Annotated in this window: 13 protein-coding genes; 4 read left to right on the top strand and 9 right to left on the bottom strand. The window is 30.9% G+C overall.

The window, feature by feature from the left end:
- Positions 1–11: 11 nt before the first annotated feature.
- From K4897_RS04285 to K4897_RS04305, 5 genes are all read right to left on the bottom strand, one after another.
- Positions 12–800, bottom strand: coding sequence for a formate/nitrite transporter family protein (locus K4897_RS04285; protein ID WP_301178397.1), 789 nt, complete (start codon positions 798–800; stop codon positions 12–14).
- Positions 801–1334: 534 nt separating this feature from the next.
- Entirely contained in the window at positions 1335–1634 is a 300-nt protein-coding gene (locus K4897_RS04290) for a DUF2149 domain-containing protein (protein ID WP_019264620.1), read from the bottom strand.
- 5 nt (positions 1635–1639) lie between these two features.
- Positions 1640–2281, bottom strand: coding sequence for a MotA/TolQ/ExbB proton channel family protein (locus K4897_RS04295; RefSeq protein WP_019264621.1), 642 nt, complete (start codon positions 2279–2281; stop codon positions 1640–1642).
- 11 nt (positions 2282–2292) lie between these two features.
- Positions 2293–2952, bottom strand: coding sequence for a hypothetical protein (locus K4897_RS04300; RefSeq protein ID WP_019266529.1), 660 nt, complete (start codon positions 2950–2952; stop codon positions 2293–2295).
- A gap of 103 nt (positions 2953–3055) precedes the next feature.
- Positions 3056–5002 carry a nitrous oxide reductase family maturation protein NosD gene (locus tag K4897_RS04305; RefSeq protein WP_295870361.1) on the bottom strand — a complete coding sequence of 649 codons (1947 nt, stop codon included), beginning with the start codon at positions 5000–5002 and terminating at the stop codon, positions 3056–3058.
- Positions 5003–5397: 395 nt separating this feature from the next.
- Between K4897_RS04305 and K4897_RS04310 the strand changes: the two genes are divergently transcribed.
- The 4 genes from K4897_RS04310 to K4897_RS04325 all read left to right on the top strand — a co-directional run bounded on the left by K4897_RS04310 (position 5398) and on the right by K4897_RS04325 (position 15559).
- The gene (locus tag K4897_RS04310) at positions 5398–7722 is read left to right on the top strand and encodes a right-handed parallel beta-helix repeat-containing protein (protein ID WP_250416883.1); all 2325 of its coding nucleotides are present in this window, start codon (positions 5398–5400) and stop codon (positions 7720–7722) included.
- 163 nt (positions 7723–7885) lie between these two features.
- Positions 7886–10174, top strand: a complete 2289-nt coding sequence (locus K4897_RS04315) for a right-handed parallel beta-helix repeat-containing protein (protein WP_019268077.1) — start codon at positions 7886–7888, stop codon at positions 10172–10174.
- A 120-nt stretch (positions 10175–10294) separates the two neighbouring features.
- Positions 10295–12790: a right-handed parallel beta-helix repeat-containing protein gene (locus K4897_RS04320; RefSeq protein WP_250416885.1), complete on the top strand. Its 2496-nt coding sequence runs from the start codon at positions 10295–10297 to the stop codon at positions 12788–12790.
- A 120-nt stretch (positions 12791–12910) separates the two neighbouring features.
- Positions 12911–15559: a right-handed parallel beta-helix repeat-containing protein gene (locus K4897_RS04325; RefSeq protein WP_250416888.1), complete on the top strand. Its 2649-nt coding sequence runs from the start codon at positions 12911–12913 to the stop codon at positions 15557–15559.
- 69 nt (positions 15560–15628) lie between these two features.
- Here K4897_RS04325 and K4897_RS04330 read toward each other — a convergent pair whose 3' ends face one another.
- The 4 genes from K4897_RS04330 to K4897_RS04345 are packed head-to-tail and all read right to left on the bottom strand — an operon-like array spanning position 15629 to position 19136.
- Positions 15629–16207, bottom strand: coding sequence for an FmdE family protein (locus K4897_RS04330; protein WP_019264628.1), 579 nt, complete (start codon positions 16205–16207; stop codon positions 15629–15631).
- Between the two features lie 11 nt (positions 16208–16218).
- Positions 16219–17022 (bottom strand): ABC transporter ATP-binding protein, encoded by an 804-nt coding sequence (locus K4897_RS04335; protein ID WP_019264629.1) that lies wholly within the window; start codon positions 17020–17022, stop codon positions 16219–16221.
- A complete protein-coding gene (locus K4897_RS04340; protein WP_019264630.1) occupies positions 17013–18026 on the bottom strand; it encodes an iron ABC transporter permease in 1014 nt (337 codons plus the stop codon). The genes K4897_RS04335 and K4897_RS04340 overlap by 10 nt, the downstream gene beginning before the upstream one ends.
- A 9-nt stretch (positions 18027–18035) precedes the next feature.
- Positions 18036–19136, bottom strand: a complete 1101-nt coding sequence (locus K4897_RS04345; protein WP_019264631.1) for an ABC transporter substrate-binding protein — start codon at positions 19134–19136, stop codon at positions 18036–18038.
- Positions 19137–19148: the final 12 nt, after the last annotated feature.

Raw genomic sequence — 19148 nt, forward strand, 5'->3', positions numbered from 1 at the left:
CCGTTCTACCTCTAACTTGCATCTTTAAGGTAAGTTATATAATAAATACAACCTACAAATATTGCTGCACCAATTATGTTTCCAATAGTTACTGGAATAAGATTTCCAAAGATAGTTGCCCAGTTTACACCTTCAGCACCTAAGAACATACCTAATGGAATAAAGAACATGTTTGCAACACTGTGCTCGAATCCGATGGTTACGAACGCCATAATTGGGAACCATATACCAAAGATTTTACCGATGATATCATCAGATGCTAATGCTAAGTATACAGCTAAACAAACAAGCCAGTTACAACCGATACCTCTAATGAGTGCTACATCCCATGATAATCCGACTTTTGTAACGGCAACTTTAGTAGCTCCTGCAGCAATTACCGGATCAGTAGCAATACCGCTCATATATGCTAATACATAAGCAACAAATAAAGCACCAACAAAGTTGAAAATCCAACTGATAACCCAGTTTTTACAAAGACCACCAACAGATGCTTTACCATCTAAAACACCCATAACCATGTACATTACATTACCAGTGAACAATTCAGATCCTGCAAGTACAACAAGCATCAAACCAACAGGGAACACTGCACCAAAGACAAATTTAGATAATCCGAGAGGACAACCTGCTGCAAGCATTCCTGCATTTGCAACTTCAGCTAACAATCCACCAAATGCAATATATGCACCTGCTAAGAAGGATAACAATATTACATTAAGAACATTTGCGGAACTTTTTGTTCCACCTATTGAAGACACAGTTTTTGCTGTATCTACAGGACTTTTAAAAGAACTCATTAATATCAACCTCATATTTAATTTTTCCAAAGGGAAAAAATTTATAATACATATGAAAATCTCCCTTAAATTCTAATTCATAGTATTATGACTATAAGTATGTAAATTAATATAAAAAGGATTTGTTATCTAGCTTAAAAAGTAATCTTTAAATATATCTACCGACAAAATGTATATATAATGATAAATCATGATAAACTCATTTCATATCGTGAAAAATCTCTTTTTTTACAAAATTATACATTAAACTACTTATAAACATTGCATTAAATTTTATAAAAGTTATTTATTAAAAATAATGAAAAATACATCCTTTTTAGTATTTATACAAAATATAACATAAGATTCATAAAAATATTCTAAAAAAATAAACTTCGTTATATCTAACAATTTTTGTAAAGCCTAAAATCATATGATAAACATCAAATAAATCTTTAGAAAAAATAAATTAAAAGAAAACAAAAATAAAAAATATTTATCAAACTACGACAATAAAAAACAAATATAAAAAAGAAAAATTAAAAAAAGGTGATTTTAACCCGATACTAATACTAACTTACCAGTAGTTGGATCTTCATACACTTTACCCACTTCACTGTATCCGCTATCTTCCATACCCCCGGAATCAGTGTAATTCTGTTCAAAAGTATCAGCACTGGAAACATCCTGAGTAGCAGGTGTTTGAGATATTAATTCCGGATTTGCAGACAATGCCATAATAGCAAAAATTAAAAATCCAAGTGCCAGAACCAGCATTGCATCAGACAAGTTAGATAAACCACTCATCGGATCGTCATCTAAAGATTCACTAATTCTACGTCTTTTTCTAAGCATAATACTCACTTCTTATTTAAAGTTTCCAATTCTGCTTCAGCAATAGTTTCAAGAACTATTAAATCTGATTCATACCATTGTTTTTTAAATTTAGATACCAAATAAGCAAGTGCTCCAATAACCAGACCAGTAACAGTAGTATCAAATGCAACAGTTAATGCTTCAGCTAATGTAACAATATCTCCTGAACCTAATGCTGCCAAACCAGGACCTAACGGAATTAAAGTACCTAAAAGACCTAAAATAGGACCTACTCTTACAAGAACATCTGTCTTATTAGTACTTTTAATTAATTTAGTTTCTTCTGCTGAAATCAATTCACTAGCTAATGCTTTTCTGGCTTCACATCCGATATCATGATTATTAGCTATTTTAATAAGTACATTTTTTTGAAAATCAAATAAATTGCTTTCTTCTATATGTTTTTCAATTTCGCTATGAGACTGTGAAAATGAAACATTCCTTATTAAACATTCCAATTCTTCAGAGCTGATTGGTTTTCTTGAAATACGTTCATTAATAAGCCCGCCAATACATAATATAACAACAACTAAAAAGACCACAATCAAAATCATTACCGGAGTCAGTAAGCTTTCAGACACTATATGAATAAATGAAGATAATGTTTCAGTTCCTTGAATTATCATAAATTACCTCACTATCTTTTTTTCAATTGTTTATCATTATAATACAATCCCACAATCAAAATAAAAATCATTAAAATAATAACATATACCAGCTGATAAGTAGGAGTCAAAATCAGATAAGCACTAAACATATTATAGTCCAAACCTTTGACAGACCAGTAAGTTAATCCTAAAATAAAAATTAAAATTGATTCTAAAATCATAAACTCCCCAACAATAAGGGAATACTCTCTTTTTGCATAAAACAATAATTTAGAAAGCTGATAAACTACAAACATTATTATAACTAAAAATAAAGTTAATAATAAGCTATTAAATATTGAAAATCCATCAATATGAGCATCAATACATAATATAGATATGTAAAATAACACAGCAGTTATCAAAGTAACTTCTTTTAGATTATTCTCCTTTTTTAAATAAATCCATGTTAAAACAAATAAAACAGCAGCCATTACCACAAACAGATATCCGAAATTACCTGCTAAAAAAGATAAACTATCTTTAAAATAGCCTGAAATACTGTTAACACCAATCAATAAAATTCCTGATAAAAGTGAAATAAGAATTGCCTTTGAATTATTAATTTTAAAATTTCCTAAAAAAAGACCCATATTCACTGCAAATAATGCAACAAATATTAATAAATATCCCTCAAACAAACTTAACATTTCAACAGCTCATTAACTCTTTATTATGAGTAATAATATTTACTACCTGAATATATAAACATATCGTTAAGTTTTTTAAAAAAAGTAAAAAGAAGAAAAATGATTATTTGCCATTTTTCTTTTCAATCATTGATTTTATATCATTTCTATAATACAACGCAATGACAGCTATTATCAGTAATATTAAAATACCTATTCCTGCAATCTTTACAACTTCCTCATCAATATCTATAACTTTTGCAACAGACTGAGATGAACTTGCAGATGTGGAAGCAGAAGCACTGTCACTAGCACTAGATTCACTTGCAGATGCAGAACTTTGAGCAGATGCTGCTGAAGCAGAATTAGCTTCAGACACACTTAAAGAACCATCACCAGATCCTCCACTGCCAGAAGCAGTTGCAGAACCTTGACCTTGTTGTGTGTTAGATGAAGTTCCATTACCCTGACTGCCAGTATTTGGATTTGCTGGACTGTCTGGATTTGTAGGTTTAAAATCAGCAGGAGGAACAGGATAAGTTGGTTTAATATATTGCTCATAATCGGACAGTTTATAAGTTTCCTGACCAGATATGCCATAATAACCAAATTTTACATTACCATTTCCATTATTGACATGTATAAGACCTTTTCCATTACTGATTATTGAGTATCCCCAATTTTTTCCATCATTCAATGAAGTTTTCCACGGAATAGCAGTAGTAATTCTTTCATCTACAGATACAAGTATAGAACTTTTATCAACTTGCTTAACATTAAAACCTAATAATTTGGTTTTTATTCTACTACAGATTTTAACAAATGACTCTTTGCTTCCATCAGTAAGTACAGGACCCATTTTAAAAGCAGGATAATTATCATTTTCCCTGCCTAAAATATTAAACTCCTTATTAAGTCCAATAAAATTATATCCAACACCCATCAATCCGTCTTCACCAGATCTTACATAATTTTCACCAACATTAAGACCTACATCATTACTGTGAATTGCATTGTTGGTAATATATAACTCAGAATCTCCTTTACAGTCAATATTGATTCCCTTATAATTATTTGAAATATTATTATCCGTTATGGTTGTGTAAGGCCCTGATCCATGAAGATTTATTCCATATTCTTTGTTGTATGATATTTGATTATGTTCAACAGTTGTATATTCTACACCTTTATCAAAATAAATACCATATCCTCCTTTAGTAATACAATTAGAGTAGATAACAGTATTAGTTGAATCTTTAAGATAAATACCAAAACTGTTTGAATTAGAAATTAAATTTCCAACAATATTTGCTTTATCTGTATCAATTACACTAATGCCACACTTACTATTAATTATATCATTATTAAGAATGGTAACATTATTAGTTCCCTTTAACAAAATTCCTTCAGAACCACCTTTAACAATTAAGTTATAAATAACTGTCCCTGCAGCTTTTGATGATTTAATTGTGAAAACTGGATTTTTAGAATTTCCATTTAAAGTAGATTTAACTGAACTATAAATATTAACCGGATTTTTAGATATTGTTAATGATATATTTTCATAGTTTTTACCCGCAAAAATTATATTTTCCCCTGCATTTGCAGAATCAATGATTTTTTGAATTTCAATATTGGACAATCCTTCTGGAATAATAGTTCCTTTAACATCAGACACATAAACATAATTGTAATGAGTTAAAATTCTATCGTAAGAATCTGTAAAACTAGTAGAAATAACATATGTTCCCTGATTTAATCGTATATCCAAACTTGCAACACCATGATTATCAGTTACTTTATTGTATTTGACTCCATTAATATCAAAGATGACTGTTTTATTAAAAACTGGAGTTCCATCATCATAAATAAGTGTAGCATTATAAGATTCACCTTTAGAAAATACGGACACATCAGAAGTATTTAATTGAACATACTCTATTTCTATATTATGCAATACTTCATTTCCTGTCTGAGATGAATTAGATACATCAGCAGCAGTATTATTAACATCTTCAGCAGATACAATATTTATTGCTAAGAACAATATTAAAATTGAAATGAAAAACACTTTTTTAACTATATTTTCACCCCCTTTTTAAACTACTCACCTAATTACAGAATGAAAATTGTAATTACATACTTGATTATATCGACAGGTACTATAAATAAGTATGTAATTTAATTATTACATAATATTGTAATCTAAATTTTACACCATATTATAAAAATGACATATTTTTTATTCAAAAATTAAATGAAAATCTGAAAAATTTTTATAAAATAATTAAAAAAATGAACTAATACTTATAATAAAAATAACTATTGCTGAAAGAATAAAGAAAAACTGTTATATACTAAATAAAAACATAATTAAAATTACTAATAATACCTTAATGATAGTCATTTCTTATTTTATCGTTAGATGTTATTAGCTAATTTATAACTTTATGGAGAGAAATAAAGATGAAAATTAACAATAAGATATTGGTATCCTTATTAATCGTTCTTATTGCTGCTATTTCACTTTCCGCTGTTTCAGCTGCAGAAGATGTTGATACTAATGCAGTATCTGCTCCTGCTGAAGTTGAAGCTTTAGAAATATCTAGCATTGATATGAGTGGTGTAATAAGTGAACCTGCTGCACCTGCTGCAAATAATACTGTTTGGAATGTAAATTCAACAGCTACTGCTGCAGATGTACAAAAAATAATTGATAATTCAAAAAGTGGAGATACAATTAACTTCACTAAAGATGCTGTTTACAACTGGCATAGTGCTAACAAATCTGAAGTGCTTAACGCTATAACTATTCCACATGCTTTGATTATTGAAGGAAACAATGCTACTATCGACTGTGATAACGGATTTACTGCTGATAGTAAATTAACATCCATTGATGGAACAACTTTCCAAAATATTAACTTCAATATAAATCAAAAAAATAAAATTAACGGTCGTGGAATTGAATTAATCAACATTAATAATGTTAAAATTATTAACTGTTCTTTCGAAAACGGTCATTCCGGAATATACACTGGTACCTGTTCCAATATTACAGTTATCGGATGTTCATTTATGGGAACTACTGATATAAAAACCATTGGTAAAAAAGAAAAAGGTACCAAAGGAATAAATATTATGGGTGGATCCAACCACATTTTAATAAACAATTACTTTGGAAAAGATTTACTTGACGGAGTATCTATTGCAAGTGGTGCTCAAAACAACTTCCAATTTATTAACAATACTTTCGTAAATAACTGGTATGGTGTATTCTACGGAGGAGGAGTAAGAGGAGTTGTTGTTGAAGGTAACACTTTCATAAACAACAAAATCTATGATTTAGGTCTTGTTAAAGCTGCTGGTGAAACTAAAATAAACAACAACACTTTCATTAACGGATATTATTCTGTAAAAGTAGATGAAAACACAACACTCAGTGGAACTTGTACTCCTATTTACATAGAACAAGGTAACACCGCACACGGTGCTCCAAGTACCATTGAAACTATTACTATTACCAACAACATATTTGAAGCTTATAACGATACTAACCCTTACACCATCGATGCAGTCTATGTTCAAAGTAAAGGAGGTCCTTTACTCCCTATCGGAACCATAACTGTTACTAACAACACTTATGAAGAAGGAATTACTCCAGTAACTTTCATGGACAATTCATGGAAAGGTGAAAACAATACTTACATTATTGGACCTGCAACTTTAGACACTTTAGTAAAAGCACCAACTACTGCAATAACTGTTGGTGACTCAATCACTATGCAATTAGCTACTAAAAACGGTATTACTATTCCTAATGCAAAAGTTACTATTACTGCTAAAAACGGAAATATGAACAAAACTATTGAAACTACCACTGATGCATTTGGTTTATTTACTGTTGAAGGATTAGGTAACGGAAACTGGACTTTAGATATTGCTTATGCAGGAACCACCACAAGTACCAACGGATACTTATATGGTGCATCCAAAACTACAATAAAAGCAACTGTAGCTGGTAAAACCGCTTTAACTATTAAAAATACTACCATCATTAAAGGCGGAAAACTTATTTACACCTTAACTGATGCAAATGGTAAACCTATTGAAAATGTAACTGTTACATTAAACATAAACGGAAGAGATTACACTAAAATAACTAATGAAAACGGTACTGTAAGTATGGGTATTAACCTCCAACCTAAAGATTATTTAGTTACTGCAACCTGTAAAGTTGGAAATGATACTATCACATCTAAAGATGTTATTACTGTAACCTCAAACATCATTACTAAAGATATTACATTATACTACAAAAACGGTACTTCCTTTGAAGCTACTATTTTAGATGCTAACGGAAAAGCTGTTGGAAAAGGAATAAATGTAACTTTCAACATCAACGGTGTATTCTACACCAGAACTACTGATGAAAATGGTACTGCAAAATTAGGTATTAAATTATTACCTAAAGATTACATTATTACTACCATTTACGGCGGTATCCAAATATCCAACAAAGTTACTGTACTTCCAACTTTAATAACTAGCGACTTAAACATGACTTATGGTCAAAACAAAACTTTCGTTGCAAAAACTTTAGACGGTCAAGGTAAAGCATTAGCTAACCAAAATGTAACATTCAATATAAACGGTGTATTTTACAACAAAGTCACCAATGAGACAGGTGAAGCTGCTTTAACCATTAGATTAATGGCTGGAGAATACATCATTACTTCTATATGGGATGAATACCAAGTTGGTAACAACGTAACTGTTTTAAAAGCATAATTTTACATTAAACTAGAGGTTTTATAACCTCTACCTATTTTTCTTTTTTTAAAAACATTCATTTTAATTAATTAACTACTTTTCAAAAATTATTCGAAATAAAAATATTTATACATCGAAAATAATAGGTTATCATATAAATTAATTAAAATGGAGAAATGATATGAAAATTAATAAGATAATTTTATCATTATTAATTGGATTTATTGTTGCAGTATCAATATCTAACGTGTCTGCAATAGATGAAAATGATACTTCAATAATATCTACTTCTGCAGATGAATCTGCAATAGCTAATGAAATTGTAGAACCAGTAAATAATGATATTAAAAATACAACCATTCACAATATAGACCCAAAAACAAATATCACAGAACTTAATAAATACATTAAAGAAAATGTAAGTGCTGGAGATACTCTTAATTTCACTAAAAATGGAGTTTATAACTTTACAAGTTTAGATGGAATTGTTGTAGACAAAAATATTATTGTTCAAGGAAACAATGCTACATTTTATGCTCTTCAAGGATTCCAAATATATAGTAAAACCGGAACAATTGATGGCACTCAAATATACAATTTAAATTTTATTATGACCAATGAAACTGCAAAATGGAATGGTCGTGGAATAGAAATCCGTAACGGTGCAAATATTATTGTTGAAAACTGTACTTTCCTAAATGGAAATTCTGGAGTTTATTTATCCGCAACACTTGGAAATATAACAGTCCGCAACTGTAGATTTAATGGAACAACAGACATTTCATCTATTGGAAAAAACAAAGAAACCGGAACTAAAGCTATAAACATTATGGGCGGATCAAATATTTTAGTTGAAAACAATTTCTTTGGTTCACAATGTCTTGACGGAGTATCAATAGCTTCCGGGGGTCAAAATGTAAATGTAAGAAACAATACTTTTGTAAATAACTGGTACGGAGTATTTTATGGCGGTGGAGTTGGAAATGTTAACACTACCAACAACACATTCATAGACATAATTAAAATAGCTATTGACTTTAAAAAAGCAGCAGGAACAAGTATTGTATCCGATAACATTTTTAAATTAGCTGCTAATAATATTGGTCTTTACATTGAACAGGGTAATACCGCACACGGATCACCAAGTAATATTGAAACTATTACAGTTACAAACAATAAATTTACCGCATTAGACCAAGATAATCCAATCACCCCATACACTATTCAGGCAGTTAGAATTGGCAGTGCAAATGGAGCACTACTTCCAGTAGGTACTATAACTATTGCAAATAACACTTATCAAACAGGTATTAAAGTATTGACCTTTATGGACAAATCATGGATAGAAAATGAAACCTCCGGAGATTATATTATTTTACCTGCAAGTTTAGACAGTAAATTTATTGGAGCTTCAAATAAAACTGTTGAATCTGGTTCCTATTATAGAGTGCAATTAACTGGAGAAAACGGAATTGTTTTACCTAATCAAAATGTCAAAATATCCATTATATTTGATGAAGAAGTTATAGATACAATCAATACTAAAACTAATGATTTTGGTATTATCGATATTCCGTTAAACTACGATGAAGGCAAATATACTTTAAAATTAACTTATAATGGAACCGATAAAATAATAGGCAGCTATTACTTCAACAAAGTTGATCAGGAAATTAAAAATATTATAATAAAAAGTAATGCAAAAACTACCTTAACTTTAGAAAAAGACAGCATATACTTTGGCGGAGAACTAAAATACATATTAAAAGATAAAAAAGGCAATGGCATTGCTGATGCAAATATAACAATTAACATTAATGGTAAAGATTACATCAGAACCACAGATTCTAACGGAAATGCATTTATGAAATTAAAACTCCAACCTAAAACCTACACAATTACTGCAAAATATGCTGGAGACAAAGTTAATCCAAATGCAAGTACTATTAATCAAGTTAAAGTAAATTCAATTATCTTAACACAGGATGTTGTAAAATACTTTAAAAATGGAACTCAATTTAATGCAAAATTAGTAGATAGTGATGGAAATCCAGTAGCTAATAAAATAATTAATTTCAACATTAACGGAGTATTTTACCATAAAGAAACAAACAAAGAAGGTATTGCAACATTGAATATTAATTTACGTCCTAATACATACATCATAACTTCTGAATACGATAACTGTTTTGTATCTAACAATGTTACTGTAAAAACAACATTAGTAACTAATGACTTGACCAAAGTTTATTTAGGACCTGAAAGTTTCAATGCAACTGTTCTTGATGGTCAGGGAAAAGCATTAGCAAACCAAAATGTAACATTCAATATTAATGGTGTATTCTACACTAAAACAACTAATTCAAATGGTATAGCCAGTTTATCCATCAGATTAATGGCTGGAGAATATATCATAACCTCCATTTATGACGGTTATGCAACTTCCAATAAAGTCACTGTTAAAGCTTAGAGGTATTAATACCTCCTTTTCTTATTTTTTTAATTAACTTCATATTTAAAAGACAACAATTAAATAACAATAGATATGATATTTATTATTAATCATATCGTGAAATATGAGGTAAATAATATGGATAAAAAAATAATATTAATTTTAATAAGTGTTTTCATGTTATTTGCATTTGCACAAGGCATTAGTGCTGCAGATATAGACAACAGTACTGATGTAATAAGCCAAGCAGAAACACATGAAGTACTAGGAACTAAATATGTTGTTGATGGTTCTGCAGAAAATCAAATGAACAATCCAACAATACAAACTGCAATAGATAATGCAAAAGATGGTGACACTATAGAAATTACTGGAAAAAACTATGAACACTGTCATTTTGTTGTAGATAAAAAATTAAATATCATTAGTAATGTAGGAACAACAATGTCTACATGTCCAAGTAATATTAAAGGATCAAATGGTGTTGGAATATTCTACTTTAGTCCAGAGGCATCAGGATCTGTTCTTTCAGGATTTACTTTTGTAAACAATGCTGCTAAAAACGGAGAAGTCGACCCATATGCAGTTTATATTGAAGGTGCAAAAGACATTCAAATAACCAATAATACTATAGACCAAGTATCCAACGGTCCTGGAATATACTTAAAAGATGCTTCAAATATTTTAATTAACAATAACAATATCCAATATTCCAAAAATGGGATATTAATCGAAAATAGTAATAAAATTACTATAACTGACAATAATATTGAAAATAATAAAAACTCCGGAATTTATGTTGGTGAAAATAACAAGAATATCAACATAATGAACAATAACATTGTAGGAAATAATTGGAAAGGAATTGTTGTTAATTCTGCAAACAATGTAAACATCATAAGCAATGTAATAATGGCAAACAGAGATAATTCCGTTCAGGCAAGAGCAAATAACGGAGCAGGAATATACGTCGATTGTACAGTAGACAGCTTGAAAATAAATGGTAATTACATTTTTGAAAATGGAAATTACGGAGTATTTGATACTTATAAAACTAAAAAAAGTTTTGAAGACAATTACAAAGCACAAGAAATTAACTTCAATATTTTTGTTGGTCATAAAACAAGAGGAGTATTTGCACAGCAAAATGAAGGTGGTGACACTGGAATCATTTATGTTGGAAGCAATGTATATTCATTTGAACAGCTTTGTCCAAGTACATACTATGAACCTGGAGTATTGAAAGAGGGTCAAAGAGATATGATATTTGGAGAAATGACCAAAATATCAAAAGGAGTATACAAAATAAGCCTTATTAGAAAAGATACCGGCGAAGTAGCAAAATGTTTAAGTGTTGGAAATGTAACTTTCTTCTTAAATAAAGAAGGTACTGACAGCAGCATAAAACCGGGAGACATTTACCAAATTGTACCAATAATAAACGGAACTGCTACTGTAAACTTTAAAAATGCTACATTTAAACCAAGCCAAAATGTATTGATTGCTCTTGGACCAGGATATGGTGCAATAAGCCAATCCAATAGTTCAACAAGACCATGTGCATATTATACCATACCTGATTCTGACATTCCATCAAATGACACTAAAGACAGTGATTTAATTCTTCAAAATGCAAGTATTTACTATGGTGGAAAATTAAGCTACATTTTAAAAGACAATGGTGCTGCAATTGTAAATGCTACTGTCTCCATTACAGTCAATGGTAAAACCTACAATAAAAGCACTAATAAAGATGGAATTGCATCTATGAACATTAAATTAATTTCCAATAAACAGTACAACGTAACTGCAGTTTATGCTGGAGATGATGACTACAATGGAGCTGCCTTAAACAGTACAATAACCGTAATTCCAACAATTACTGCTGAAGATGTTGAAAAAATCTTTAGAAACAAAACCCAATACTATCCAAAACTCACAGACAGTAATGGAAAAGCATTAAAAGACACTAACGTAACTATGAACATAAACGGAGTATTCTACACAAAAACCACTAATGATAAAGGAATAGCTACCCAAACTATTAACTTAAACCCTGGAAAATACATTATTACAAGTACCAACACAGCAACCGGCGAATCTATATCCAACACAATTCTTGTAAAACCAAACATGGATCAGAATAAGAATATTGTTAAATATTTCAAGAATGATACACAATATAGCGTAAGGGCTCTTGACGAACAAGGAAACCCATTAGCTAAGCAAAATGTAACCTTTAACATCAACGGAGTATTCTACACAAAAACAACCAATGATGAAGGAATAGCTACCCAAAACATCAACCTAAACCCTGGAACATACATAATAACCGCAATGTACAAAGACTGCTTTGTTTCAAACAACATTACCGTATTGCCTACCTTAACTGCACATGACTTAAACAAAACATTTAGTGAATCTAAAGAATTTGTTGCAAAAGTTGTTGACGGTCAAGGAAAAGAATTAGCTAACCAAAATGTAACATTTAACATCAATGGTGTATTCTACAACAAAGTAACTGATGTTAATGGTGATGCTAAATTAAATATCCGTTTAATGGCCGGAGAATATATTATTACCTCCATGTATAACGGATATGCAACTTCAAACAAAGTTACTGTTAAAGCTTAGAGGTATTTTACTACCTCATTTCTTATTTTTTTAAATCTGTTTTTCTAAAAACCAATGGAAAATCCTATATAACAATAGTTTATAATATTATTATAAAATAGTTATATGAGGTAATAAAATATGAAAAATAAAAGCACATTGCTAATTTTATTAAGTATTTTCATATTATTTGCATTTTTACAAGGTGTTACGGCTCTAGATGACAACAGCACCAATGCAAATAGTAATGAAGTACTTTTTGCTGATAATAATCAGATAATTCAAAACAGTGATGAAGTAAGTTTAGATTCTGAAACTTCATTAACATATAATGATGCTTCCTCTGGTTCAAATATTGAATCATCATCAAAAATACCAATAGCAGATGAAAATGGAGTTCTTTTTAATGACAAATCAGATAATATTCCAATGGATCATTCTCCAAATCATTCTTCATTAAGATTGCAAAATGATACTGTTTACTATGGAAACCAAGCACAATACCTATTAAAGGATATTAGTGGGAATCCACTAGCTAATGCTAAAGTTACAATTTCAATTAATGGCATGGATTATGAAAAAACCACAGACAATAATGGAATAGCTAAATTAACAATTAAATTAATTTCCAATAAAAAATACAACATAACAGCCAGTTACAAAGGAGATTCACAAATCCCTGCAATGACTTCCAGAAATGTATTAACCGTAATCCCAACAATTACTGCTGAAGATGTTGAAAAAATCTTTAGAAACAAAACCCAATACTATCCAAAACTCACAGACAGTAACGGAAAAGCATTAAAAGACACTAACGTAACTATGAACATAAACGGAGTATTCTACACAAAAACCACTAATGATAAAGGAATAGCTACCCAAAACATCAATCTAAACCCGGGAAAATACATAATAACAAGTACCAACACAGCAACCGGCGAATCTATTTCAAATACAATTATTGTAAAAGCAAACATGGATCAAAATAAAGAGTTAGTCAAATATTTCAGGAATGATACACAGTATAACATAAGAGCTCTTGACGAACAGGGAAATCCAATAGCCAAGCAAAATGTAACATTCAACATAAACGGAGTATTCTACACAAAAACCACTAATGATAAAGGAATAGCTACCCAAAACATCAATCTAAACCCAGGGAAATACATAATAACAGCAATGTACAAAGACTGCTTTGTTTCAAACAACATTACCGTATTGCCTGTCTTAACTACAAGTGATTTAACAAAATACTTCGGAATTCCTGCTTCATTAAATTCAAAATTAGTTGATGGACAAGGTAATCCACTAGCTAATCAAAGTGTAACCTATAATATCAATGGAGTATTCTACAATAAAACTACTGATGCAAATGGAATAGCTAAATTAAATATTAGCTTAAATCCAGGAGAATATATTGCAACCATTACATACAAATCAGCTTTTGCAAGTGCTAAAGTTACTGTTTTAAATACCAGAACAGTTGAAGAAAATGCTACAAACAGTGAAATTCAAAATATTATAGACTCTGTTGGCAGCAAAGGCGCTGTTAAATTCTTAGGTAAAGTTTACAACAACATTTCATTAGACATTACAAAAAGCATTATTCTCACAAGTGATGTTAACACTACATTAAATGGAAAATTAAATACCTGTGTTTTAAACATTAAAGCAGATGATGTTTTGGTTAAAAACTTAAATATTAATGGAAACAATGGGTCTGGAATCATAGTCAATAATGTTAAAAATACAGTCATTGAAAATAATAACATTAACAACTTATTAAACCAAAGTAATATGGACAACTATAATTCTGGTAAAACATTACTGCCTAGAAAAGGTATTGCACTTTTAAACTCCAAAAACACTACTGTTGAAAACAATAATATTCAATATTATTACAATGGAATTTACTTAAACGGTGCCAAATACACCTCTATCCAAAAGAACACAATAACTAAAAACAATTTCGGTGTTGAATTTGACAAAGATGCTTCAAACACATTGATTAATAACAATAACATTATTGAAAATATCGGATTCAATACAATGGTGATGATTGAAGGTCCTTACGGATACGGAATAAGTATGAGGCATTCCGGAGTAAATGTAACTGTAACCAACAATAGAATCAATAACAACTATATGGGAGTATTTATCGATGCTAAAAACTGTAGCGGAATTGTAATTACAGGAAATGAAATTTCAAACAGTACTATTGAAGGTTTAACTGTAAATGAAAACTACACTTATGCACCGGGAGCTGTTCTTATTGTAGAAAACAATGCTATTTACAATAATGCTAAAGGACCAAGTCAAATAATTCTTGGAGAAGTCAGTGCTAACCCTAATGGAATTTACGGACCTGGTGAATGGAACGATACATTAAAATTACAGTTAGGGCCTAACTGGTATGGAACAAACAAATACACAACCTGGGGACTAAATCAGACAGGTCCAGGAACAATTTGTCCGAGAATCCATACTACTTTAATCCCATACAACATAACCTGTATTTCTCCAGGAAAATACGAAGTAACTTTCTATAATAATAGTAGTATAGCTAGCAAACTTCCTGATTTAACAACATACTTTGTATTAAACTACAACACCGATAAAGAAAAAGTGGTAGAAGTTGTTGCACACCAAGGAAAAGCTACATTTGAGTTTTCAGCTAAAAATTACAATGAAACAAACAACATTATAGAAGGATTTTCAGTATTTGATCCAAATAGGCCAAAATCAGTAATATACACATATAATGTGCCGGAAAGTGAAATTCCAAAATAGATAGTATTTATTTACTATCTAACTTTTTTTATTTAAAAAAATAGTAAGATGCCACAAAATGTGGCTTAATTATTCATCATCTTCAATTATTTCATAGTAAGAACCTTCTGCACATGAAATACAGATAGGTTTTCCGCCTCTTACCAAATGACGTCCGTCAGTTACTTTTTCACCACAGACAGAACACCATGCAGAAGTGTGAGGTTTGCCCGGCATTTGAGATGGAGTTAATTCTACTTTAACTTTTTCTACATTAAATAATTCTTCAGGAGGAGTGACTCTGAAACGATGAATCATTTCTTCTCTTGTTTCTTTAGATTTGTTTTGTTTATTTGCATCAGCGTCAGATACCCTTAAAGCTTCACCAGTATCCATATTATAGAAAGTTACTGCAAATTTACCATAATACATTTGTTTTAATGAACGTTTACCCATGGAACATTTTGTAACAGCCTGAACTGCATCAGCCATACATCTGTCGATTTCTAAAAAGACAATTAAGTTTTTGTGTCTTTGATTTAATTCCATTCCCATTAAATCTAAACCATACATAGCTAATTTAGTTCCAATAGCTATTCCGCCACAAATTTCTCCGTGGAAATCGCCTGCTTTTGCTAACTGTTCATCATAGTCTTCTTCACTCATCATTTTTTATCACCTTATAAATCTAATTTTAAGTTTGTTTTCATAGGTACACAAACTTTTCTATTTTCATCTAATTCAATTAATTTAACATCAATAGAGTAAGCTTCTTTTAAGTTATCTTCAGTTACCACATCTTCAGGAGTTCCAAAATCAATGAATTTTTTATTTTTCATGATAGCTACTTTAGTAGAGCTTAAAAATGCATGATCCGGAAAATGTGATGACATTATAACAGACAGACCTGATTCAGCCAGCCTGTCAATGATTTCCAGAAGCTTAATCTGATTACCAAAATCCAAATGAGATGTCGGTTCATCCAATATTAAAATATCAGGCTGCTGTGTAAGCACTCTGGCTAAAAATACCAGCTGTCTTTCACCACCACTGAGATTGGTATATTCCTTATCTTTTAAATCATATATTCCCAATGTTTTTAATGATTTTACAGCTATTTTTTCATCTTCAGCTTTTGGAGATTGAGCTAAATTAAGATAAGGAGCTCTGCCCATCAGTACAACATCAAAAACTGTAAAGGGAAAAGACGGAATATGCGATTGTGGAATATAACCAATATGTTTGGAAATCTGAGAAAAGGATAATGTTTTAATATTTTCACCATTAACTAAAATTTCACCGGAATCAGTATCATGCAATCCATTTAGACATTTGATTAAAGTTGTTTTTCCTGTTCCGTTCGGTCCAAGAATACATAACACATCTCCTTTTTTTATGGAAAAACTAATATTTTCGAATATTAAATTATCCTCATAAGAAAAGGATATATTGTTAACTTCCAATATTTTATCTTCTACGACCATTCTGAATACCCCTTTCTAAGTAAATATAAGAATATTGGAACCCCAATAACTGCTGTTAAAATTCCTATAGGTATTTCAATTGAAATTACTGCTCTGGATATATTATCAATTAAAAGTAAGAAACTGGCTCCTAAACTTAAAGAAGCAGGAATAAGAATCTTATTGTCCGGACCTACAATCATTCTTGTCATGTGGGGAATAACCAAACCTAACCATCCAATAATTCCACTAACAGAAACTGCTGCTGAAGTAAGTAAAGTACAAGCAGCAATTACAATTAACCTGGTTCTTGAAGGATTTAAACCTAAAGCCTGTGCCTCTTCATCTCCCATAGACAATAAATTAATACGCCATCTAAGCAACATCAGAATAACCACACCAATAATTATCGGAACTGAAATCATAATTAATTTATCAACAGTAATGGAAGCCAGACTTCCCATTAACCAGTATACAATTTCAGGTAATTTGTCATCAGGATCAGCTATGAATTTAACTGCAGAAACTAACGCTCCGAAAAATGCTGAAATAGCTACTCCAGATAAAACTAAAACCAGTATTCCGCCGTTTTTATAAGATTTTGAAATTAAATATGTAACTGATACTGAAATTAAACCAAATACAAATGCAAATATTTGAGTTACAACATTTAATCCGGAAAGTAAAATAGCCAGTGCCGCTCCAAAACCTGCACCATTAGACACTCCAAGTAAATCAGAAGACACTAATGGGTTTTTAAAGATTCCCTGAAATGCGGAACCTGCCATAGCTAATGCTGCCCCTACAACTAATGCTCCAATAATACGGGGGAGCCTTATTTCAAAAACAATTGTTGTAATAGTTTGAGAAACTTCCAGCTGCGGAAATATAGGACATAATATGGTTTTAATCACATCAACAGGATCAATCGGATATCTTCCAATTAAAAAAGATGCGAAAAAAAGAATTATAGGAAGGAACACTAAAAGCACAATGCCTAATATCTCCTTATTTTCCTTATTCATATAAATCCCTTACAGGTCTGACTCCTTAAGTCCGGAATCAAGTAATATTTGCTTAGCTTGCTCATCACTTAAATCAAAGTGATAAAATTCACTGTAAAACTCTTGAGTAGTGGAAACCATGTCTATATCCTGATACTGATCTGGATAAATACATTTTGCCGTCCATGGAACACCAATAATCATATTTGCTCCAACCGGCCTGTCAAACCATTTAAACGGAGACTGCGGTGATAAATACACATCATGATTTTTAACTGCTGTAATACTTGCCCAGTTTGAATCATTATAAACTTTTCCGTAGAAATCAGGGTTTGTAGTGATAATAACATCAGGATTCCATTTAATAATTTGTTCCATAGATACCTGAATACCTGCAGTAGTATTTCCCTGAGCTAAAGAATTAGCTACATTTTCCCCACCAACCAGATCAATCAACTGCCCATGAGTGGAATTGGAAGGATTTGTCTGAAGTCCGTCATTGCCCTGAGCATAATATACTGTTTTCTTATCAGTAATCTGGCCGGATTTCTGATGTACCATGTCCAAATATTTGTCGTTGAAGTCTGTTAATTTCTTAGCATTGTCCTGTGCTCCCAAAACATCTCCAATAAAAGTTATTGACCCGTCAACTTTCTCAACATCGGTAGTGTCATTAACTGCAACAACAGGAATTTCACCAAATTTATCCTGACGTTCCTGAACAGTAGCCAAATCTCCATCTCCACCTTCATCAATAGATTCAATAACCATATCCGGTTCAGAAGCTATAAATTCTTCATAACTACCATCCTGTGTTCCATACCATCCTCCAACAACAGGGAGATTTGCATATTGGGACGGAACATACTTAAGTTCATCATCATTCCACTGGAAATTAACTGCAGTTAACTTCTCCGGAGCAATCATATAAATTACAGTAGTCATTGGAGGGCTGGTAGCTACAACATTTCCAACAGAAGCAGGTATCTGTACTGTTCTGCCAACCATATCAGTTATATTTTTAGATCCTACTGTTTCCACAGTAGAAGGAGTTAAAAATAAGTGAGCAGCAACTCCACATATAACTAAAACAGCTAAAATTAAAATAATAATCTTACTCTTCTTTTCCATAAATATCACTAA

This window comes from Methanobrevibacter sp. TLL-48-HuF1 (assembly GCF_023617305.1).
Classification (GTDB): domain Archaea; phylum Methanobacteriota; class Methanobacteria; order Methanobacteriales; family Methanobacteriaceae; genus Methanocatella; species Methanocatella intestini.

Bases quoted from the DNA above. Each gene is read 5' to 3' on its own strand.
- K4897_RS04285 (WP_301178397.1), bottom strand. From the start codon at position 800: ATGAGTTCTTTTAAAAGTCCTGTAGATACAGCAAAAACTGTGTCTTCA.
- K4897_RS04290 (WP_019264620.1), bottom strand. From the start codon at position 1,634: ATGCTTAGAAAAAGACGTAGAATTAGTGAATCTTTAGATGACGATCCG.
- K4897_RS04295 (WP_019264621.1), bottom strand. From the start codon at position 2,281: ATGATAATTCAAGGAACTGAAACATTATCTTCATTTATTCATATAGTG.
- K4897_RS04300 (WP_019266529.1), bottom strand. From the start codon at position 2,952: ATGTTAAGTTTGTTTGAGGGATATTTATTAATATTTGTTGCATTATTT.
- K4897_RS04310 (WP_250416883.1), top strand. From the start codon at position 5,398: ATGAAAATTAACAATAAGATATTGGTATCCTTATTAATCGTTCTTATT.
- K4897_RS04315 (WP_019268077.1), top strand. From the start codon at position 7,886: ATGAAAATTAATAAGATAATTTTATCATTATTAATTGGATTTATTGTT.
- K4897_RS04320 (WP_250416885.1), top strand. From the start codon at position 10,295: ATGGATAAAAAAATAATATTAATTTTAATAAGTGTTTTCATGTTATTT.
- K4897_RS04325 (WP_250416888.1), top strand. From the start codon at position 12,911: ATGAAAAATAAAAGCACATTGCTAATTTTATTAAGTATTTTCATATTA.
- K4897_RS04330 (WP_019264628.1), bottom strand. From the start codon at position 16,207: ATGATGAGTGAAGAAGACTATGATGAACAGTTAGCAAAAGCAGGCGAT.
- K4897_RS04335 (WP_019264629.1), bottom strand. From the start codon at position 17,022: ATGGTCGTAGAAGATAAAATATTGGAAGTTAACAATATATCCTTTTCT.
- K4897_RS04340 (WP_019264630.1), bottom strand. From the start codon at position 18,026: ATGAATAAGGAAAATAAGGAGATATTAGGCATTGTGCTTTTAGTGTTC.
- K4897_RS04345 (WP_019264631.1), bottom strand. From the start codon at position 19,136: ATGGAAAAGAAGAGTAAGATTATTATTTTAATTTTAGCTGTTTTAGTT.